This window comes from Pedobacter borealis DSM 19626 (genome assembly GCF_000708285.2).
Lineage (GTDB): Bacteria > Bacteroidota > Bacteroidia > Sphingobacteriales > Sphingobacteriaceae > Pedobacter > Pedobacter borealis.
In genome coordinates this window covers 1-19,859 of record NZ_JAUG01000078.1, presented here as the reverse complement: position 1 = coordinate 19,859, position 19,859 = coordinate 1, and the positions used below count along the sequence as shown (strand labels likewise).

Annotated in this window: 19 protein-coding genes; 2 read left to right on the top strand and 17 right to left on the bottom strand. The window is 36.8% G+C overall.

Annotated elements, in window-relative coordinates; genetic code table 11:
* Window positions 1–42: 42 nt before the first annotated feature.
* The 5 genes from rpsG to AW17_RS17735 all read right to left on the bottom strand — a co-directional run bounded on the left by rpsG (window position 43) and on the right by AW17_RS17735 (window position 3,104).
* Entirely contained in the window at window positions 43–510 is a 468-nt protein-coding gene (rpsG, locus tag AW17_RS17760) for a 30S ribosomal protein S7 (RefSeq protein ID WP_029278632.1), read from the bottom strand.
* 17 nt (window positions 511–527) lie between these two features.
* Window positions 528–941 carry a 30S ribosomal protein S12 gene (gene rpsL / locus AW17_RS17755; protein ID WP_029278631.1) on the bottom strand — a complete coding sequence of 138 codons (414 nt, stop codon included), beginning with the start codon at window positions 939–941 and terminating at the stop codon, window positions 528–530.
* A 763-nt stretch (window positions 942–1,704) separates the two neighbouring features.
* Window positions 1,705–2,241 (bottom strand): hypothetical protein, encoded by a 537-nt coding sequence (locus tag AW17_RS17745; RefSeq protein ID WP_029278630.1) that lies wholly within the window; start codon window positions 2,239–2,241, stop codon window positions 1,705–1,707.
* 208 nt (window positions 2,242–2,449) lie between these two features.
* Window positions 2,450–2,809 (bottom strand): helix-turn-helix domain-containing protein, encoded by a 360-nt coding sequence (locus AW17_RS17740; protein WP_029278629.1) that lies wholly within the window; start codon window positions 2,807–2,809, stop codon window positions 2,450–2,452.
* Entirely contained in the window at window positions 2,793–3,104 is a 312-nt protein-coding gene (locus AW17_RS17735; protein WP_029278628.1) for a type II toxin-antitoxin system HigB family toxin, read from the bottom strand. The genes AW17_RS17740 and AW17_RS17735 overlap by 17 nt, the downstream gene beginning before the upstream one ends.
* A gap of 175 nt (window positions 3,105–3,279) precedes the next feature.
* Here AW17_RS17735 and AW17_RS17730 point away from each other — a divergent pair, with 175 nt between their 5' ends.
* On the top strand, window positions 3,280–4,185 hold the full coding sequence (locus AW17_RS17730) for a prohibitin family protein (RefSeq protein WP_029278627.1): 906 nt from the start codon (window positions 3,280–3,282) through the stop codon (window positions 4,183–4,185).
* A 23-nt stretch (window positions 4,186–4,208) separates the two neighbouring features.
* Window positions 4,209–4,781 carry a rhodanese-like domain-containing protein gene (locus AW17_RS17725; protein ID WP_209444284.1) on the top strand — a complete coding sequence of 191 codons (573 nt, stop codon included), beginning with the start codon at window positions 4,209–4,211 and terminating at the stop codon, window positions 4,779–4,781.
* Window positions 4,782–4,793: 12 nt separating this feature from the next.
* On the opposite strand, the gene AW17_RS17720 is transcribed toward AW17_RS17725, so the two are convergent.
* From AW17_RS17720 to AW17_RS17665, 12 genes are all read right to left on the bottom strand, one after another.
* Complete coding sequence (locus AW17_RS17720; protein ID WP_036670347.1) at window positions 4,794–5,252, bottom strand: hypothetical protein; 459 nt, start codon at window positions 5,250–5,252, stop codon at window positions 4,794–4,796.
* 3 nt (window positions 5,253–5,255) lie between these two features.
* Entirely contained in the window at window positions 5,256–6,656 is a 1,401-nt protein-coding gene (locus AW17_RS17715) for an aryl-sulfate sulfotransferase (RefSeq protein WP_029278624.1), read from the bottom strand.
* A 100-nt stretch (window positions 6,657–6,756) separates the two neighbouring features.
* On the bottom strand, window positions 6,757–8,274 hold the full coding sequence (locus tag AW17_RS17710) for a RagB/SusD family nutrient uptake outer membrane protein (protein WP_029278623.1): 1,518 nt from the start codon (window positions 8,272–8,274) through the stop codon (window positions 6,757–6,759).
* Window positions 8,275–8,315: 41 nt separating this feature from the next.
* Window positions 8,316–11,411 (bottom strand): SusC/RagA family TonB-linked outer membrane protein, encoded by a 3,096-nt coding sequence (locus AW17_RS17705; protein WP_051691940.1) that lies wholly within the window; start codon window positions 11,409–11,411, stop codon window positions 8,316–8,318.
* Between the two features lie 202 nt (window positions 11,412–11,613).
* Window positions 11,614–12,189: an adenylyl-sulfate kinase gene (cysC, locus tag AW17_RS17700; RefSeq protein ID WP_157280348.1), complete on the bottom strand. Its 576-nt coding sequence runs from the start codon at window positions 12,187–12,189 to the stop codon at window positions 11,614–11,616.
* A 13-nt stretch (window positions 12,190–12,202) separates the two neighbouring features.
* Entirely contained in the window at window positions 12,203–12,967 is a 765-nt protein-coding gene (gene cysQ, locus AW17_RS17695; RefSeq protein WP_029278620.1) for a 3'(2'),5'-bisphosphate nucleotidase CysQ, read from the bottom strand.
* Between the two features lie 6 nt (window positions 12,968–12,973).
* Window positions 12,974–14,002 (bottom strand): sulfotransferase family protein, encoded by a 1,029-nt coding sequence (locus AW17_RS17690; RefSeq protein WP_029278619.1) that lies wholly within the window; start codon window positions 14,000–14,002, stop codon window positions 12,974–12,976.
* Window positions 13,986–15,230 (bottom strand): chromate efflux transporter, encoded by a 1,245-nt coding sequence (gene chrA, locus AW17_RS17685; protein WP_029278618.1) that lies wholly within the window; start codon window positions 15,228–15,230, stop codon window positions 13,986–13,988. Before chrA ends, AW17_RS17690 begins: the two co-directional genes overlap by 17 nt.
* A gap of 431 nt (window positions 15,231–15,661) precedes the next feature.
* Window positions 15,662–17,551: an outer membrane beta-barrel protein gene (locus AW17_RS17680; RefSeq protein ID WP_083488758.1), complete on the bottom strand. Its 1,890-nt coding sequence runs from the start codon at window positions 17,549–17,551 to the stop codon at window positions 15,662–15,664.
* Window positions 17,481–18,479, bottom strand: coding sequence for a carboxypeptidase-like regulatory domain-containing protein (locus tag AW17_RS17675; protein ID WP_029278616.1), 999 nt, complete (start codon window positions 18,477–18,479; stop codon window positions 17,481–17,483). The genes AW17_RS17680 and AW17_RS17675 overlap by 71 nt, the downstream gene beginning before the upstream one ends.
* A gap of 334 nt (window positions 18,480–18,813) precedes the next feature.
* On the bottom strand, window positions 18,814–19,035 hold the full coding sequence (locus AW17_RS17670) for a VF530 family protein (RefSeq protein WP_029278615.1): 222 nt from the start codon (window positions 19,033–19,035) through the stop codon (window positions 18,814–18,816).
* Between the two features lie 20 nt (window positions 19,036–19,055).
* The gene (locus AW17_RS17665) at window positions 19,056–19,667 is read right to left on the bottom strand and encodes a class I SAM-dependent methyltransferase (protein WP_029278614.1); all 612 of its coding nucleotides are present in this window, start codon (window positions 19,665–19,667) and stop codon (window positions 19,056–19,058) included.
* Between the last annotated feature and the right edge of the window lie 192 nt (window positions 19,668–19,859).

The following is a 19,859-nucleotide window of genomic DNA, read 5'->3' as shown; positions in this document are numbered from 1 at the left end:
CTAATTAAATCTGTGTAATCTTACTAATCTGTTAATTCTAAATTAGAATCTGAAGTGAGAGAACGCTTTGTTAGCCTCAGCCATTTTGTGCGTATCTTCTTTCTTCTTAACAGCAGCACCTTCACCTTTAGCAGCAGCTACGATTTCACCAGCTAATTTCTCTTTCATGGTTTTTTCGCCACGTTTACGAGCATATAAAATTAACCATTTCATACCTAAAGCTGTTTTACGCTCTGGTCTAACCTCAGTTGGAACCTGGAAGTTAGCACCACCAACACGACGAGATTTAACCTCTACAGCTGGCATAATGTTAGTTAAAGCACGTTTAAAGATCTCTAAACCATTTTCACCTGCTTTTTTCTCAGCAATTTCAACAGCATCGTAAAAAATTGAATAAGCGATAGATTTTTTTCCATCGTACATCATATTGTTTACAAAACGAGTTACCTGAACATCATTAAATTTTGGATCAGGAAGAATAATTCTCTTTTTTGGTTTTGACTTTCTCATTTCTTATTTCCTCCCGATTATTTCTTTTTACCTTTTGTTGGTGCCGCAACTACCTGTCCTGGTTTAGGACGTTTAGTACCATATTTAGAACGACGTTGGTTACGACCAGCTACACCTGATGTATCTAATGCACCACGGATAATGTGGTAACGTACACCTGGTAAATCTTTAACACGACCACCACGGATCAATACGATTGAGTGCTCCTGTAAGTTGTGACCTTCCCCAGGAATGTAAGCATTCACCTCTTTACCGTTCGTTAAACGAACACGGGCTACTTTACGCATTGCTGAGTTTGGTTTTTTAGGGGTAGTGGTGTACACACGTGTACATACACCTCTTCGCTGTGGACAGCTGTCCAACGCTGGAGACTTACTCTTGAACTCCAGTGCTACTCTACCTTTTCTAACTAATTGTTGAATGGTTGGCATTGTGCTTTTTTATGTTTTTTTATTAAAAAATTTACCGCTCCCCCGGCATCCTTGCAGATAGCCCATAAAACGGACTGCAAAAGTAGAACAATTCTTTTTAAAAATCAAGGGGTTAGCGTAAAAAGTTTTCAGTTGGCAATTATCAGTTTTCAGTTGAAGATTAAGGAGTTGCAGTTCAGTTTGCAGTTTTGGTTTTTCAGTTAACAGTTCTCTCTCTAAATCCTCTAGCAGGCTCGTCCTGCTGAACTTGTTTCAGCATCTAGTTTGGATATTTAAATTACTTTGGAAAGCAGTTTCAGCAATTCTTAGGTTGGGTTCGGCCCCGTTCCAAAGGAACTCCCTCGGAGCTAATGTTACAAGCTCGTGAAGAACTCACTTTCCATGTATATCGGGTTTATTTTAGGAAAATAGTTTTCAGTGAAGATTAAGGAGTTGCGGTTCAGTTTGCAGTTTTAGATTTTCAGTTAACAGTTCGCTCTCTAAATTCTCCGGCACGATCGTCATGCTGAACTTGTTTCAGCATCTAATTTTAATGTTAAATTACTTTTGGAAAACAGTTTCAATAGTCCTTTTGATTGGTCCTGCCCCGTTCCAAAGGAACTCCTTCGGAGCTAATGCTACTGCTGAAAAATGGCATTTGTGTATACCGGTTAGCTGGCAAGGTAAATAGGTGCTTGGAAAAAGCAACTTTGGGTAAATTTTGTTTTTGGCAGGAGGCAAATTAATCCCAAAGTCCATCACTCCAACCAGGAAAGTCATTATCTCAACTTTTTAGTTCTTCTTTTCCCATTTGTTCATACCGTGATATAAAAGTTCTCGGAGTTTTCAGTTTTTTACTTTCCTCATAAAACTTTGCCAAAACATCTTTATTCCATACGTTGTTGTTTCGATAAAAAACAGACAGTGGGAGTTCACAAAGTGTTATTATATCATTGCCCAATTCAAAACTTATCTTAAAATGATTATTTAATATCTTTTCGATTGTAGAAAAGTTTGAACAATTGAAACTTGCAAAATTTAATAAAATATCCAAATCAGCTAATTTGTCTTCATTATCAAAATTTGGCATTAATTCAACTATACTACACGATATTTCCTTCAGATAACTAAACTTATCTTCATGATAACCATTGAAATATTTTAAGCTTATCGTTTTAGGATTTAAGTCATCTGAAATAATAGGAGAATACAACCCGTTATTGCTCAAGTGCATTTGCAATCCGATATGTCTCAAGAAGTAATCGCTATTTTTATTTAAGATTTGATGTAATAAAATTTCGTTGTCAGCATCGTAAAGCAACTCGATGTCATAATACCTAAATAAATCAGGATTAGTTCTAAATCCCGTATGTATTATAAACTAGGTGGTCTACTTAAACTTGTAACTAATTTTGACGAAAGTAATAATTCATTAATTTCGTTGATGTTTTCTCCGAAAAGAATTCTAATTAACTTATCAAAGTTCATAACTCTAAACTTAGAAAATGAATAAATATGATAAAGCCCATTTAGTATACCCCTATCAAACTTTCTGCTGGAATATTCAAAACCTCGTGTAATTTTCTAATCATACTTAAACTGAGTTTGCGCTTACCGCTCAATATTTCAGATTGGCGACTGCGGGCACCTAAAATTTTAGATAGCTCACTTGGCGCTTTACCCAACTGCTCTAACCTAAATTTGATGGCTTCAATTGGTGATGGAGGTGCGATTGGATAATGACTTTCTTCATAATGTTCTATTAATAATGTTAACAGATCCAATTCATCAGCTTGCTCGGTATCTAAATCAAGATCTTTTTGCATCAACAAGTAGGCCTTTTCTAAAGCCAATTCATACTCATTCTCCGTTTTAATTACTTTTAACATATTTTACCTCCTCCACATTAATTTTATCACAATTAGCATGTGTGCCAATCCAAACTATAAAAACAATTTTTAATTTAAATTCTATATCGGCAATCAACCTATAATCGTTACCCTTAATGTTAAATACGAAGCGTTTACCTGTTATTACATCTGCAGTTGCATACAACTTAATTACGTCTGCAGGCATATTCCAATCTTGCTCAACAACCTCACCATACCAAGCCTCTAAACTAGCCTTGGAGGTGCTGTGCTTCTTGTAATATTCAACAAGTGTCTTTTTAGCAATAATCCGCATACACAAATGTATTACCAAAACGGTAACAAAACAAATTTATTTCATTATCTCATAATTTCATGGGGCTAATTAGACACGACCACAGAAGTTACGTTTCTAGTAATTGGTTAAATACATAACTGTTTTTTCACACCATTATATTAAATACTTTATCTTTAATAAAAATCTAAATTATATGTTCTTAAGTATCGTTGGAATTATTATCATTTTTGTTGGTTTTGCGGTATCAAGCCAAAATAATCTGGTTGGCCGCTACAGCAATATCACCAAAATTATCGGTGTAGTACTGGTCATCATCGGCTTATCTTTCTCCATGTTTAAAGTTATTGATGCTGGCGAAGTTGGCGTCAAAACCGTTTTTGGAAAAGTAGACGATGAAGTTTTATACAGCGGTTTAAATGTAATTAACCCAATTGCTGAGGTTACACCTTTTGATGTTAAAACTCAAAACTATACCATGTCTGGTGTTCATGATGAAGGGAATAAAGAAGGTGATGATGCACTTCGTGTATTATCTGCCGATGGCTTGGAAGTAGTGATAGACCTTTCTGTACTATTTCGGGTTAAGGCAAGTTCAGCGCCAAATATACTCCGGGAAATCGGGACAGATTATCTGCAGAAAATTGTTCGCCCAGTTTCCAGAACCGCCATAAGAGATAACGCAGTTTCGTATGACGCCGTAGCTTTATATTCAAGCAAACGGGACGAATTTCAAGCTAAAATATTTGCAACTATAAATAAAAGTTTTGCGAAAAGAGGTTTAGAATTAGAACAGCTTTTAGTGCGCAATATTACCTTGCCAGCATCGGTAAAAGCAAGTATCGAATCGAAAATAAATGCAGAACAAGATGCACAAAAGATGACTTTTGTACTCCAAAAAGAGCGCCAGGAAGCCGAACGGAAAAGAGTAGAAGCACAAGGAATTGCCGATTACCAACGGATCCTTTCAACAGGCTTAAGCGATCGCCAGCTCCAATACGAATCGATATTGGCTCAAAAAGAAATTGCAAAATCGGCCAACACCAAAGTTATTATTATGGGTAATGGCAAAAGTGCACCAATTATTTTAGGCGGAAATTAATTAATCTTTTAAAGGTTCGAAAAATGAAAATGAAAATCATCACGATCGTGTTCTGTAGTATTGCATGCTTATGTAATGCACAAACTTCGTCAACTATTAAAAGAAAGGCCAATGTAGATTTTGATGCTTACGAAAAGCTCATACCCGAGGTTAAAGCCCATCGTAAAGGTAGGCTCGTAGATTTACCAACATTTTTAAAAATGGCTGAAGAGAAAGGCACCATTATTTTAGATACACGTTCTGATAGTCTATTTAAACGCAAACATGTTAAAGGTGCCATTCATCTAAACTTTTCTGATTTCACACAACAAAACCTGTTAAGGATTATACCAAATGCGGATGCCAAAATATTAATCTATTGCAATAATAATTTTATAGATGATCAGGCAAATTTTGCCAGTAAAGTAGTTGTGCCTGTTTTAATAAAGAAAAAAGTAGCCCCAATTTCATTGGCCTTAAATATTCCTACTTATATTAATCTATATGGCTATGGGTATAGAAATGTATATGAGCTATCCGAACTGGTAAGCACGCGGGATAAACGAATAACCTTTGAAGGAATCGAAATCAGAAGCGCTATTATTAAAGCAAGGTGATAAAAGCTAAACTTAGTTACAATCCTTAAAACTATCTTTCAGAACCTTCAACTGTGCAACTGCAGCTTCTAATTCTTTTGGTGCTTTACCATACTCGTAAGTAATTTTATACTGTTTGCCATCGGCATTAATAGCAATCCACTCTGCACCTCCATCGGCACAATCAGGGCAGCCAATTACTTCTGGCAGGGCCGAAATCTTCTCCAAATCCAGTTCTTTTTTGATTGCGTTTATATCAGCTTCGGAGATTGTTTTGCTACAGGTTTTGGTATCAGCTGTTTGCCCGTTTTTTGATTTAGAAAAAGTAAGTTTCAGGTCGCTAATGAGTAAATTATTGGAACAATAGCCTACACACATCCCAAATGATGATCCATAACCAATACTGTTTAAGGTTTTAATGTCGCCTTTTTTACACGCCGAAAAAGATAGCATTATTAAAATTGTAAAAATGATTGGTAAAGTTTTCTTCATGTGTTAAGGTTTAAGATAAGGACTTAATTGCTCCGAAGTTACAAATATCCCTCTATAAGCGGGTACAGAAGCTTCCATTGTCCACAATAATACACCTTTTCTATCAGTGAGTACAACAATATGTCTTTTAGAACTGCAGCATAATATGTTATCCTTATTAATCATGTAAGCGCTTCCCATGCGGTCGTTATAGATTTGAGGGGGCAGCTGAATATGCATATCTAAACTTGCACTTTGCGTCTGCTCATTTAGCTTAAAAGCATAAGCTCCTGACCGATGTTTTTCTATTCCATTATCAAAAAACATTAAATTACCTTCTGTATTGATGTGTACGGCATGCGCTTGCGAAAAATTGGTATTGGCTGGCATTTTGATGTTACCTCCCTTGCCAAATTTCCAGATTACCTTACCTGTTTTGGCATCAATTTTCCAAATTTGCCCGTTGTTATAAAAGGAAATGATGTAGTTCCCATCTTTATCATAGTTTAAGCTATTGGCATGCATCCAATCTTTCTTTGTTTTTAATAAAGCTTTATCACTAAAAGGATCAAGGCTATCGAATACACTCCATTTCCAGATCTGTTTTCCTTTTTTATCCATAACCAAGATGCCATCTCCATTTATAGTATCCTGTTTGCTCCCGCCTATATGCCTTAAATCGGTTATTTTCTGATCAACAAAAAGTGTAACCAGCTCTCCTTTTAGATTTTTTAAAATTTCGTGGTGAATAGTCTGTTTAAAATCTCCCTGGCCTTTTTTTAAGTGTAAAATAGTATCCCCCTCTAAGTTAATTTCCAATATCTGGCTACCGTAGCTTGTTGGCTCATCATTACCACCCAAAATGGAAAGTAAGGTTTTATCTTTTGTAAAATTGATTACTTTGAAACCTACATTATCAACCATATGGTACCACCTCAATCTACCCTTATAATCTACGAGATATGCCATTCCTGGCGAATACCGCTTATTAACCAGAATTAATCCGTTCTTAAGTTCTTTGGGAATTAGTTTATCATCGGCACTTTTTGCTTTAAACTGGTCTTTAAGCCATTCGGGTAAATCGCTAGAAACAAATGTATAAACTTTACTTGCTTCTTTTGTTCCGTTTTTTACCGTAATAACCTGATAAGAATAACTTGTTTTAGGAATAATATTACTTAACACAAATTTGTGACTGCTTTTATTTTTAGATAGCGCAGTACTTTCCTTTTGTGCATTTGCTATTTTATTTGGCCAATATTCTACATAGGCATCTATAGCCGAATTAGCAATTACATCAATCTGTATTTTTAATACATTGTTGTTATGCAACCCTACTTTTATTTCTTTGATGCCATCGCCCGTGTAACATCCATAAAAAGTAACCATTAACAGTAAAACAACAAGTTTTAAAAAGTATTTCATAAAATTGAAAATATTAAAATGTGGGATGCGATAGTTTTTAAATAAAAAAGAATATGTAGTAAAAACTACATATTCTTTTTAAGCATAATAAATTATGAAATTATTGTCTGCCAGCGTTATTTAAATTTGGATTTATATTCACCTGGTTTAAAGGATATGGGAAAAATTGATCCCGTGGCATCACAACTGTTGGTGTTTGGTTAGTACGCTTTAAATATCCATTCACAACAGCCTCATATTTGCCAAAGCGCATTAAATCTGCTCTTCTTTTTCCTTCATAAAACAATTCCCAGCCACGTTCCTGTAAAAGTGCATCCTTAAGTGTGGTTTGGGTATAGTTTGCAGCTACCAATAGTTTCGCATGCGATCTTCCTTTTACCTGATTAATCAGATCGATACACTCAGCATTAGGACCACTTAATTCATTTATCGCTTCGGCCCTGCTTAGTAGCACATCTGCATAGCGGAGAATGTTTACACTATGGCCATCGTAATAGGTATTTGCACCGTTCGGATCTGCATATTTTGCGGTAGCCACATCCTGCATATAAAAGGTACCTGCCGGAGGGGCTGCCCCAAGCGAAGGCGCTTGCTTGTGTATTAGTTTATCAACGCCCAGGTATTCAGGGAAGAAAAGTTTTTTGCGATCATCTGCATCATCAAAACTGTTGTAAAAATCCCAGGTTACCGCGTAGTATTGCCACCTATCAGTTAAAACCGGATGCTGTTGTGGCCCAAAGTGGTTTAATAATTCGGTTCCGTTAACATTTGCATCGCTTAATACCGAGAAAATATTTTCTGAACACCATTGATTGGTTTCTGCAAAAAGTCCCGAATAACTTGGAAAAAGCGAATAAGTGTTTAAATCCATTACCTGTTTAGTTACATCGAGCACTTTTTGCCACTGGTGCTGGCGCAGGTATAATTTAGCCAATAAGGTAAGCGCTGCACCTTTTGTAGCACGACCTACATCATTAGTTGAATAGAATTTATTGTTGGCATAATTAACTGGCAAAACTGAGGCAGCCCCTTGTAAATCATTGATTAAAAATGCTTCGATCTGGTCAAGTGGTGTTAAACTTGCAGGATCGGTATATTTTGGATTCTCCAGATCTTTTTCTGTGGCTAAAATTACAGGACCCCAGGCATCGGTTAAATCCATATAAGCTACCGCCCTTAAAAACTTAATCTCTGATAAAAACTGGCTTTTTTCTTCAGCTGTTATGGCAGTCATTTTAGAAAGATTATAAATTGCGTTATTAGCATTAGAGATTAGCTTGTAAATCTGTCTCCAATCTTCGGCAATCAGTCCATTTGCAGAGTTCCATTGTACGTTTGAAAGCTGTCCCGGATCGCCACCATAGCTGCAATGCCCTACATCAGTGGTTAAATCGGTTAAAGCAAAATGTCTTACTGTCCAATAATCGAAGTTATCAACAACCGCTGGGCCCTTTAAACGGGCATAGACTGCGTTTACCGCTGCAATAGCGTCAGATTTTGTCGTAAATGCCTTTGTATCAGTCAAACTACTGTACACTACTGGATCCAAAAAGCTCTTTTTGCAAGAAAATTGTAGGAGTATAACTGCTGCAACTGCAATAATTTGATATCTTTTCATCTTTTTATCTTTTTATCCTTTGAAATAGGAAATTAATCTTATTAATTGATGGTTAACTTTACACCTGCTGAGAATGTCCTAAAAGCGGGGAACGCATTAAAATCTATCCCTCCTCCAAAATTACTACCTGAATGTGAATTTACCTCCGGATCGGTTCCTGTATAATTGGTAACAGTAAATATATTTTGTCCTTCAGCATATACCCTCAAGCCTTTTACTACCTTAATGCGATCGAATATTTTGGCAGGTAAAGTATAACCGAGTGAAACAGATTTCAATCTTAAGTACGATGCATTTTCTACGAAACCAGAGTTTACATAACTACCAAATGTTGTTAAAAAATATCCTTCACGGGGGATTTCGGTATTTTCGTTAGCGCCTGCAACAAATCTATTCAATGCATCGGCACCTGTAGTCGATTCTAATACCAATCTGTTCATATTATATAACGAATAACCAAAGGAACTTTGAAAGAAAATATTTATATCAAATCCTTTATAATGGAAATCATTTCCTAAACCCATGGTAAAACGCGGTGTAGAATTGCCTAAATAAGTCATGTCATCAGGGGTAATTTTACCATCACCATTAGTGTCCTGATACTTCGGATCACCTGCTTTCGATCCAGGCTGAGGGGCATAAGTTTCACCAGTTTTAATTACACCGGCATAAACGTAACCAAATAATTCGCCCAGTTCTCTTCCTGGCATCATGCGCGAAAACTCACGTCCAGATACTGTACCACTCGGATTTGCCGTATTAACAGAAATTTGGTTAACAGGGCCTAAAGACAATACCTTTTGGCGGTTCAGTGCAATATTGAAATTAGTGTTCCAGGTGAAATTATCATTACGGATATTTACCGTATTTACCAAAAACTCAATACCGCGGTTCTGAATCGAACCCGTATTCACCAATTGCGAATTAAATCCCCAATATTGTTCTAGTGGTATGTTTAACAATAAGTCGGTAGTTTTCTTTGCATAAAGATCAATACTAGCATTTACACGTCCATTTAAAAAGCCCATGTCTAGCCCCACATTAAATTGAGTAGTACTTTCCCATTTTAAGTTTGGATTTGGCAATGTTTTAGGTTCCAATCCGATCTGTAGAGGACTCCCTGGATTAAGCACCGTGCTGTAATTAGTAAAAGTTGGCGAATACAAGTAATTCGGAATGCGGTCATTACCCGTTACACCGTAACTCGCTCTTAATTTTAAATTAGAAAAAGTATTTAAGTTTTTAACAAACTCCTCATCTGTAAATTTGTAAGCTACTGCACCAGAGGGGAAGTATCCGTACCTAAAATTCGGACCAAATTTCGATGAACCATCTCTCCTTAAGGTAAAAGAAGCTAACAATTTATCATTGTAAGTGTAATTGAGCCTTCCATATAATGAATTAAATGTGGCTTGTTCCTTAAAGCTACTGTACCCACCTCCAAGATTACTAATAGTTACAGATGTGCCATTCGGGGTTGATCCTGCACTTAAGTTATAAAATAAATACTGGTCAGTTCCAAGTCCCTTGCTACCTGCGCCTAAAAAATCATTCACATCCTTTTGACTAGACCCACCAACTAAAAATGTGAAATCGTGCAGTCCTGTTTTATATTTGTAGGTTAAATAATTTTCTACCAACCACCTAAATGTGGTTGAGCTTTTTTGTGCAGCAATTCCTCCATTTTTTGCACCAGCACTTAAAGTTTGTGGAATATATTGCCCTTCAGTAAGCTGTGTATATTCAGCTCCTCCGCCCAAGTGATAAGTTAATCCTTTAATAATTTCGTAATCTAAAGAAAGATTTGCATTGGCTAATTTATTCGTACTAGTATTAGTAGGTTCTAATAAACTTGCTAGTGGATTATCCTTACCCTGATAACGGTAATAACTTCCATCGGCATTGTATACCGGAATATTAGGCAGTGCGGTTAACAAACCGAACAACGGTGCAGTAATATCGGCCGAGTACGATTGCTGTAATACTTTTGAACTTGAACCATAGAAGTTAGCGCCCAACTTTAAACGCTCGTTAAGGTTTTTTTCAGCACCTATTCTGGCGGTATATTTCTCCAGCCCTGTGCCTTTTAAAACACCTTTCTGATTAATGTAGTTTCCTGAAACATAGATTTTCGAATTCTGATCACCACTGCTAATGCTCAAACTTCTGTTGTGTACAGAAGCATTTTGAGTAGCTTCATTCAACCAATTGGTATTGGCAATTGCAAAAGAAGGTGGAAAAGGCGCAGGTTTACTATCTTCAATAGCTGTTGCATTTTGAATAGCAGTATATTGTTGGCCATTTAACAATGATGGCTTATAGGTTAGAAACTGATTACCATTTGATAGATCTAAATCAATGGCCACCCTACCAGCCTTGCCTTTTTTGGTGGTAATTAAAACCACACCGTTACCTCCTCTTGCACCATAAATGGCTGCCGATGAAGCATCTTTTAAAATCTGGATATCCTCAATATCGTTTGGATTTACCGTACTTCCGTTATCGGATATAAATCCATCGATAACATACAGCGGGCTATTGGTTGTATTGATGGAATTACCTCCCCTTACAGTTATCGACATTCCGGCCCCTGGTGCAAAACTTGTTTGTTGTACCTGCACACCTGCAGCCTTACCCTGAATGGCTTGACCGATATTTGATGTAGTACCACCAAGATTTAAATCTTCGCTCTTGATAGAACTGATTGAACCTGTTAAATCTGTTTTACGTTGCGTGCCATAGCCCACAACCACAACTTCGTTTAGTTTATTTAAATCTTCTTCCAGGTTTACCGTTACTACATTCGAAGCACCTACGGTAACCCGCTGTGTTTTATAACCTACAAGTGTAAAGTTTAAAACCCTTAATTTACCTTTTAAGGTGATGGTAAACTTACCGTTAGCATCAACGGATGTTCCGTTTTTAACATCAGTTTCTGTTACTGATGTTCCAACAGCCGGCAGTCCTTTTTCATCCTTCACCGTCCCGGTTACAACCGTCTGCGCACTGGCTGCAATAGGGATTAAAATAAATAAAGAACAATAAATAAATTTAAAAAGAGCGTTAAAAAATGAGCGGTTTGGTATAGGAACAGTTGTCCTGCAATCCCCATCTGTTGGTTTGTAAATTTTAATCATAGTGGTTTTGGTTATAGCTGATTATTGCTAAAAGGATAAAATGACTTTTAATTCTTAGTAGGATAATATTAGGAATTAAAGCGTGTATTTATATGTAAAAACACTGCGCAATCGATTGACTAAGCGCCCTGGATATACTAAAACCGTTTAGATTAGCATTAAACCAATATAAATTAAGCGTTTAATGCTTAATAATAAGTGATTAAGACCGGGTGTTAATCTTAGAAATGATCTCCAGAAATAGCTTATCTCTACTTTGAATCGGACTTTCTGTATTGGTTCTGATAATGAGATTGGCGTTTAATGCAGGCTCGAACCTGGCGCTAACTCCTGTAAAATTTGAGATCAGGTTTTGGTCAGCATCTTTGTATAAACCTTTTACATCTCTTTCTTTGCATATCGCCAATGGGCAATCTAAAAAAACTTCAAAATACTGTTCTCCAATTATTTGAGCGGCCAATGCCCGATATTGCTCAAGAGGGGTGATGAATGAACAAATCGTAATGATATTGCTCATCATCATAATTTTAGCTATTTCTGCCGCCCTTCTGATATTTTCTGCCCTATCGGCTTCGCTAAAGCCCAAATCTTTATTAATACCTTCCCGGAGTACATCTCCATCTAATGTGATAGCGAAAAAGCCTCCTTCTTCGAGCTTTTCCTTTAATAAAGTAGAAATAGTTGTTTTTCCAGAGCCCGATAATCCAAATAGCCAAACTACTATTCCTTTTTGACTCGGCGTTACAAAACCATTTTTAGAGGTAGTTTGAAGCGGCATAGTTTTATTAAAATTAATCAACCTTACACAAAAAGCCTTCGTTTAGCAAAGATTCCTTGTTGTATAACATTTCACGACCAGATAATGTATTGATATTACATCCGCTAAATAAAATAATGGCATGGCCGGCAGCAGTATCCCATTCCATGGTTGGTCCGGTGCGTAAATAAATCTGTGCTTTACCTTCTGCTAACAAACAGAATTTAAGAGAGCTACCTACCGAAATAAAATTGACTATCGGATATTGGCTAAGAATTGCTTTTTCTTCTCCATCTGCATGTGATCTGCTTATCGCAGCTGTCCATTCATTGTTTTTCTTAACCGCTTTAATTTGAATTGGATCTTCGCCGGGAGTTTGTTTCCAGCTTCCAGAAGACGCGTCACCATAATACATTAGATTTTGTACCGGAATGTAAATTACCCCTAGCACAGGTTCCCTATTACGGATTAGGGCAATATTTACAGTAAACTCTCCATTTCGTTTAATAAACTCTTTGGTTCCATCCAACGGATCTACGCACCAATATACTTCCCAGTTTTTCCGCGCTTCGTAAGGAATATTTTTTCCTTCTTCAGATATAATTGGAATGGCCGGATATAACCGTTTTAGGTCCCGGCATATCATATCGTTTGCAATTTTATCAGCCTTAGTTAAAGGAGAAGAATCGCTTTTGGCTGATACCTCAAAATCTTCATCATGATTGTAAACGGTTAAAATTGCCTTCCCCGCCTCAACAGCTATTCTTAGTATGGCATTTATATCAATGGTACCTATCATTTTACGCTAAACTTTTACGGCTAAATTCTTAGCCTTAATTTCTTTTAATATCTCCAGTTGAGGTCCTCTGTTATCAAGATCAGATTGACGGGCACTTAACAGCATTTTTTTTCTAAGAAGTTCATTTTCAATATCATACTGCGCTATCTCTTCGCCAGAAATTACTTTATTTTTATTCTCAGGGCGATCTAAAGCATAGCCCAAATCGGTTAAGGTTTGGTGATTAATACATTCGAATATATCGATTTCTACTGTGCTCAATTCTCTCCGAAATTTACCACTATTATCTTTGATAATCGGTTTAGCCAGATTTTCCCACATTTCGCCGGCATTAGCGGTGGCTAGCGATTCTTTTGAGTTGTGAAAATCGAGCATTGTTTCAGCGTAATCAATTGCCAAAAACCTACATAAACTTTGAATAAGCTTTGCCGGATCTGCAATTAACTCCTCATAGTTTAAAGAGAAAAAACGATCGTTGCTGATCTTTTTCGACAGTTCGATACAGGCACTTTGATCTTTATGCCATTGTTTAGCTAAATGATAAATATGCTTTTCGCCTACAATTGCTTTTTTAAAAGAAAGGGCAACATCTCTCCCATCACGGTATAAATAAATATATTTCAGATTAGGCGAATGCATTTCCAAATCAGCAGCATAATGTACATTGGCCATACTCTTACAACACCAATATTTAGCTTTTTTTGCTATCGCGGCAGTTTCATACACCAATCGGTTAATCTCAAAAAGACTGTAAGTTTTTGAATTTTCATAAATCCAGGCTCCATCCAGCTCAACGCCATCCCATGGCACAGGATTAGCCCTAACATAACTTACAACATCGTTAATTAAAATCTTATATTTTGCTTCGGTTAAAAAACCATACAATGCTAACAATGGCACAAAAGTGACCAAAATATGAGGTGGGTGCGGAGAGGCAATCTGATTAGATTGGTCTAATATTACCCTGAGTAAGTTGGAACCAGATCTTTGCGTTCCGATGATCTGGATACCATCTGGTTTAAAAAAGCTTTCCATTATATAAAATCGATACTGTTCCCAAAAAAATAGCGCCGAGTATTAAATATACCGGGCTTAATTTATACTTATAGCTTAATATTAATGAAACTACACACATTGCTCCAACCAAAAGTGTTCGTGGCTGCAATAATAATATTTTTATAGCTGATGATATGATCAGGCCGATTACCACCACCTTAATTCCCGATATCATACTTTTGATCAAGGGGTGATCTTTGGTTTTATTAAAGATTTTTGAAACAACAATCATTAAAATAGCCGATGGAACAAACATACTACAGGTAGCAACCAGTGCACCTAAAAAACCGGCTAACTTAAAACCAATGAATGTTGAGCTCACCAGAATTGGTCCGGGTGTAACCTGGCTAAAAGCGATTACATCTATCAATTCCCTTGCGCTCAACCACTTCATATCTTTTACCAGTAACGACTGCATAATGGGGATAACGAGGTATCCACCTCCAAATAAGGAAATGCTAATGCCCGAAAAAATGGTTCCGATCTTAAAAAAGATGTTTTGATAAGATTTAAATGCACCAGTAATAAATAAAACCTGGTTGATGAACAAAATAGTAACGGCAATAAACGAAAATGACTTTAACCTAAGTTTAAACTTCCGCTTAAAACTAGTTATCGCCTCAGTATAGTTGTTTTCTTTCTGATCAAAAACCAGTCCAGCAATGGCTCCTATGATTATAAGAACAATTGTTATGAGGTAATTCCCTTTAATCAGATCGAGCGTTATGGCTATCAAAAAAAGAAAGATTTTACCATAATTAAGGGAAATTTCTTTTTTAAACAACTGTAATCCTGTCGACAAAATGATCATACTTACAATTGTCCCTACATATTGCATCATTAAGCTCCAGGATATATTGAGCCCATTTGAGTAATAAACATAAGCCAAACAAAGCATTAAAATACTTGCTGGTAGTAAAACAGCGAACATACTCACCGCAGCACCTAATTTACCTTTTAAAGAATAACCAATATTGGCCACAACATTTACCGCCATAGGCCCAGGCATAAAAGAAGCTACTGTTACGTTGTTTAGTACATCTTCATTATTAATGGTTTTATCCTGCTCAACCATAATGCGCTGAATCAGCGAGACCAAAGCCATATGTCCGCCAAAGCTTACACAACCAATTTTAAGAAAGGTGAAGAAAAGATATTTTATCGACACCTTTTCTTTGGCTATATCGCTTGGTACTGATAACTCCATCTTCTTTTTTAAGATTAACTTGAATGCTTAAACAATATACCATTAATTTTTGCGCAATAAGCGTAAATCAGATTTCAAAAACGCTTGCCTGGTTATTGCTTTTTGTTTAAGAACCCAATTTATGCGATTTTGAATGCATAAACCACTTAAACACAACGCAAACGTTTGATTAAACCATGAAATTTATCATTTTCATATCAGAACAACATGAAATGTTAAAAAACAAACTCTGCGGATGATGTGAGTTAATCCTTACCTTGTGTTTTCCTATGAGCGTTAAGAAATTTGCACCTTAAAATGCCTGAATTTAACACAAAGAAAATATCGACAAAAGTTTGTGAAGATTCTTTAATAATTACCTAACACAAAGCCCCTAACATTTACTTATCAGAAGTAATTGTCAGCGGCCTTATTAAACCTAAAAGATTTTGCTAATTTACCGTATTACGTGGGTTGCTCCTTTGGTTGTTTGCGCCCACTTTGGTTAACTTGTAATTTAGTGATAAATAAAAATACCGGGTGATGTTGTTGTACCTTACATCTTCAATCCGGCTACTATTTACAACTCTATCTATGCTGGTATTCTGGTTCAGGATATCAAAACCTTTTAAACTCAGTGTTACCCTGCGTTTCATTAAATATTTGTTTATGCCCGCGCTAAGTAAAAAGTAATTGTTATTAAACCCATCGGCGCGGCCAGCTGAACCGATATGATTCAAATCAGTTTCTATCCGTAAATCTTTAATGAACTCGTAACTTAGATTTAAGGTGTTATTTAGCGTAAAATATTTATTATCGATCGCCAATTCGGCCGAATTATTTATTTTGGTATAGGCAACATAAGCAAAAATACCAGCATTAAATTTATCATCAATATCATAGCTCCAGTTAATATTCGGACCGATTTCGAACCTGTTGGTAATGTTTTTAGCGCCGCTGATAAAGTTTGTCCTATGTTCAGTGAAGAAATTTGCACCATAATTCATCCTTAAACCTTTAAGTTTTGATGGCATCCCAAAAAATGTTCCGGCACGCAGGTAATAATTACCGTTTACGTTAATCGGCTTCACCGTTTGGATACCATTGTTATAGGTAATATCATTTCCGGTATCATCAAAAGATAAGTTGTAGAGGAAATATCCATTCCAATAGCGGTTATTATCTGGACTAAAGGTATTAAAGTTTACCGATAGGCGATGGTTTTTCCGGGCTTCGAGGTCAGGGTTTCCGATTCTTTGATATAATGGATTGGTATTGTTCTGTACAGGCTGCAGATCGGTAACTGAAGGCAGATTAACGCTTGCCCGGTAATTGATAGCAATGGTTTGATTCGCTTTATTTTTAAAATTGACCGTTAAACGCGGCAATAAGTTGTAATACGATTTTTCAATATTGCCAATATTGGCACCTACATTATTAAATACATTGGCATTTAACAAACTTTCCTGTGCATTGAAGCCGAAATTATAGGTACAATCCTTTCCGGTGTAGATAAACCCTAAACCTGCAACTTGTTGGCTGTTATGGTTATCGAAAATATTGGTTAAGGATGGCACAATGGTTTCGTAGCGATCGGTAGTCGGATTATAATCAAAGGTAATCTGCTGCGCATCAACAATGCTTCTTGTATAACCGTAAGCAAGATTGGCACTCCATTTTTGATTTAATGGCCGGGCATAATTTCCGTTGATGGTATAGGTTTTTGAAGCATTTTCCTGATTCGCTAGCTGATTGATATTGGTACCGGTAGTATCACCATTTACATATTGATGAAGCAGCGATTGATTTAACCAGTCAGAATTAAAGGTATTCTGTGTACCATTTAACCGGAGCGAAACCGAGCCTTTTTTATTGGCCAATCTCCTCAGCACGGTAAACTCGCCAAATAAGGATGGGGTGAAATTATGCTGATTGTAATACTGGCTTCCATCATTTGCTTTTCCTGTAGCATCAAAATTAGCATTGAATGTACGGTTGTTGATGTTGGTGTTACTGTTGAGGATCACATTTGGCCGGAATACCATATCGGTTAACGAATCAGGGTGGTATTCTGCCTTAAAATTAAAGCGGTGCGCTTGATTATTACTATTGCGGTCGGTATTATCCAAGGTGCGTAAAATATCGCCAGCGCTTAAATCCTGAATATTGGATAATTTATTACCTAAACCCGAAGAAAAATAGGTAAAATAACTTCCACTGATGGACAGTTTATTGTTTTTGCCCCAAGAATTACTGTAATTTACGCCTCCACTATGTTGTGGTGTAGAGTCCAATGGCATTGTTATCAAAAACCCCGCTGCCGCCAATAGTGGTTTTACCATTATTGTTATTGATGGAGAAACTTCCCCCCGCAGGTGGGGCAAAAATATTTCCGATATTTCCACCGCTGAAACTACTCAGGTCATCGTAACCGAAACTGGCATCATTGGTATTGTTGCTCATGCCCAGAACAGCAAACTGCAGGTTTTTGTTAAAGTGGTTGGCACTTAAGTAACTTCCATATTTATCGGTTGTTCCTCCTGCAAGATTGGCGTTACCGAACCAGCCCTTTTTCTTATCTTCTTTAATGGTGAGGTTCAATACTTTTTCGCGCTGACCGTCGTCAATGCCAGTGGCTTTCGCTTCCAGCGTTTTGCTGTCAATCAATTGTACTTTGGCAATCGCATCTGCAGGGAGGTTTTTTGTGGCCGTTTTAGGGTCAGTGCCAAAGAAATCCTTACCGTCGACAGTTAAGCGGGTAACTTTTTGTCCCTGCACCAAAATACTTCCATCTTTATCGATGGTTACACCTGGAAGCTTCTTCAATAAATCTTCTACCGCTGCATTTGGCCTGGTTTTATAAGCATCGGCATTAAATTCTATGGTATCTTTTTTTACAGTGGCTGTAGCATAACGGCCGCTTACAGCTACATCTTTTAAGGCAATGGCATCTTCTACCAATTTTAAAGTGCCAATGTTAACAGCCTTTCCGTTCAAATTGATGTTTTTGGTGATGGAATTATATCCTAAGGCCGAAATCCTGATTTTATAGTCGCCATTGGCAACCGCATTAAAAGAAAATTCTCCGGCTTTGTTGGTTACTACGCCTACTTTTTTGGTCGAATCAGTTTTACCGGATAAAATAATACCCACATATTCAATAGGTTGATTGGTTTTCGCATCAATGATTTTTCCATTTATATTACCCGTCTGTTGTGCGAATACTTTCGTAGATAATACGCACAGCAATATCCATAAAAAGGTTTTCATAGTTAAAATTGTCTTTTCTGTTGGTTTGTTTGATTAACCCTTTTTTAAGGTTTCAACTATAAGACACCAAAAACTGAAAAGTGTGACAGAAAAAATATATTTTTTTCTAAATAACCCTTAGGCAGGCCGACTTCCGAAGTTCGCTCCTACACCGACCTTTGAAACTTCGGAAGTCTGAGGGCTTTGATTATTGAGCGTTTTAAAGGAAAGGTTGCAAGGTGAGATAATTATTGAATGAGCGAATGACAGGATGATTGAATGTTAGAATGAACTGAACAAATGTTGAGTTTGATCACTAGCACATTCAATCATTCACTTATTCAACCGTTAGATCTCATTTATGAAACGTATCAAGATATAATTCTTCTACCTTTTTACGGGCCCAGGGCATTCTTCTTAAAAATTTTAAGCTCGATTTTATCGTTTGGTTGTTGTTAAAACAATCGATCCTGATCAGTGATCCCAGTTTTTCCCAGCCGTAGTGTAGCTGAAGATCGGTTATAATTTTTTCTAAGGTGATACCGTGTAAGGGATTGTTTTTTTGCTGTTCGGCCATGCTGCAAAGTTAAGGCAAAATTATCGGGGTTTATATTGTGTCATCCAAACATTTGCACCGCCACAATCAGGGTCGTTTATGATATGGCTGAGCACTTCAAAGTGATTGGATTCAAGCAATGATCGATATTCATCTGTATCTAAAGAAGCATGGAATAAGTTTTCGCCGCCGTTCAATCCCCAAACCTCTCCTCTATCCGTTCCCGAAGTAAACAACAAAATGCCATTTGGTTTAAGGTGACGCCTAAAAATACTGAACATACCAGGCTGATCGGCTGCCGGGAGATGAAAAAAACTGTGCCAGGCAATTATTGCATCGAATTTTTCATCTAAATCAAGTTTACGCATATCTTTCAGCATAAACTTTGTGTCTGGAAAATTTAGTCTGGCCAATTCTAGCATCTGTGTACTGGCATCGATTCCGAGAATGTTTACATTTTGGCTGATCAGATATTCCAATATAGGTTTTCCGCTGCCGCAGCCCAAATCTAAAATACTTGCATTTAGAGGCACTCGCTTAAGTAAATCGTCCAAATAAGTTTTCTCTTCTAAACCAGCATAGCGGTTTTCGGCAAACCATTTACCCATCTTGTTGTAAGCCTTATAAACATTTTTGCGTTCTCCTTTTTCCATCTGTATAATTTTTTCAATTTATTATTAACCTGAGTTCGATTATTAAATCTCATTTTGTGGCGTTTTAATCAAGTTTTCTGTTAAGACGGTCGTCACCCTGAATTTATTTCAGGGTCTTTCACGCTAAAAAGATGCTGAAATAAATTCAGCAGGACGATAAAGCGGGATTAGGCGTAAATAAGATATAATTTT

What these genes read in the sequence shown, in the direction of transcription:
- AW17_RS17680 (WP_083488758.1), bottom strand. Translation starts at nt 17,551, where the DNA reads ATGGTAAAACCACTATTGGCGGCAGCGGGGTTTTTGATAACAATGCCA.
- AW17_RS17670 (WP_029278615.1), bottom strand. Translation starts at nt 19,035, where the DNA reads ATGGCCGAACAGCAAAAAAACAATCCCTTACACGGTATCACCTTAGAA.
- cysQ (WP_029278620.1), bottom strand. Translation starts at nt 12,967, where the DNA reads ATGATAGGTACCATTGATATAAATGCCATACTAAGAATAGCTGTTGAG.
- AW17_RS17720 (WP_036670347.1), bottom strand. Translation starts at nt 5,252, where the DNA reads ATGAAGAAAACTTTACCAATCATTTTTACAATTTTAATAATGCTATCT.
- AW17_RS17665 (WP_029278614.1), bottom strand. Translation starts at nt 19,667, where the DNA reads ATGGAAAAAGGAGAACGCAAAAATGTTTATAAGGCTTACAACAAGATG.
- rpsG (WP_029278632.1), bottom strand. Translation starts at nt 510, where the DNA reads ATGAGAAAGTCAAAACCAAAAAAGAGAATTATTCTTCCTGATCCAAAA.
- AW17_RS17740 (WP_029278629.1), bottom strand. Translation starts at nt 2,809, where the DNA reads ATGTTAAAAGTAATTAAAACGGAGAATGAGTATGAATTGGCTTTAGAA.
- AW17_RS17690 (WP_029278619.1), bottom strand. Translation starts at nt 14,002, where the DNA reads ATGGAAAGCTTTTTTAAACCAGATGGTATCCAGATCATCGGAACGCAA.
- AW17_RS17705 (WP_051691940.1), bottom strand. Translation starts at nt 11,411, where the DNA reads ATGATTAAAATTTACAAACCAACAGATGGGGATTGCAGGACAACTGTT.
- chrA (WP_029278618.1), bottom strand. Translation starts at nt 15,230, where the DNA reads ATGGAGTTATCAGTACCAAGCGATATAGCCAAAGAAAAGGTGTCGATA.
- cysC (WP_157280348.1), bottom strand. Translation starts at nt 12,189, where the DNA reads ATGCCGCTTCAAACTACCTCTAAAAATGGTTTTGTAACGCCGAGTCAA.
- rpsL (WP_029278631.1), bottom strand. Translation starts at nt 941, where the DNA reads ATGCCAACCATTCAACAATTAGTTAGAAAAGGTAGAGTAGCACTGGAG.
- AW17_RS17710 (WP_029278623.1), bottom strand. Translation starts at nt 8,274, where the DNA reads ATGAAAAGATATCAAATTATTGCAGTTGCAGCAGTTATACTCCTACAA.
- AW17_RS17730 (WP_029278627.1), top strand. Translation starts at nt 3,280, where the DNA reads ATGTTCTTAAGTATCGTTGGAATTATTATCATTTTTGTTGGTTTTGCG.
- AW17_RS17725 (WP_209444284.1), top strand. Translation starts at nt 4,209, where the DNA reads ATGAAAATGAAAATCATCACGATCGTGTTCTGTAGTATTGCATGCTTA.
- AW17_RS17675 (WP_029278616.1), bottom strand. Translation starts at nt 18,479, where the DNA reads ATGAAAACCTTTTTATGGATATTGCTGTGCGTATTATCTACGAAAGTA.
- AW17_RS17735 (WP_029278628.1), bottom strand. Translation starts at nt 3,104, where the DNA reads ATGCGGATTATTGCTAAAAAGACACTTGTTGAATATTACAAGAAGCAC.
- AW17_RS17715 (WP_029278624.1), bottom strand. Translation starts at nt 6,656, where the DNA reads ATGAAATACTTTTTAAAACTTGTTGTTTTACTGTTAATGGTTACTTTT.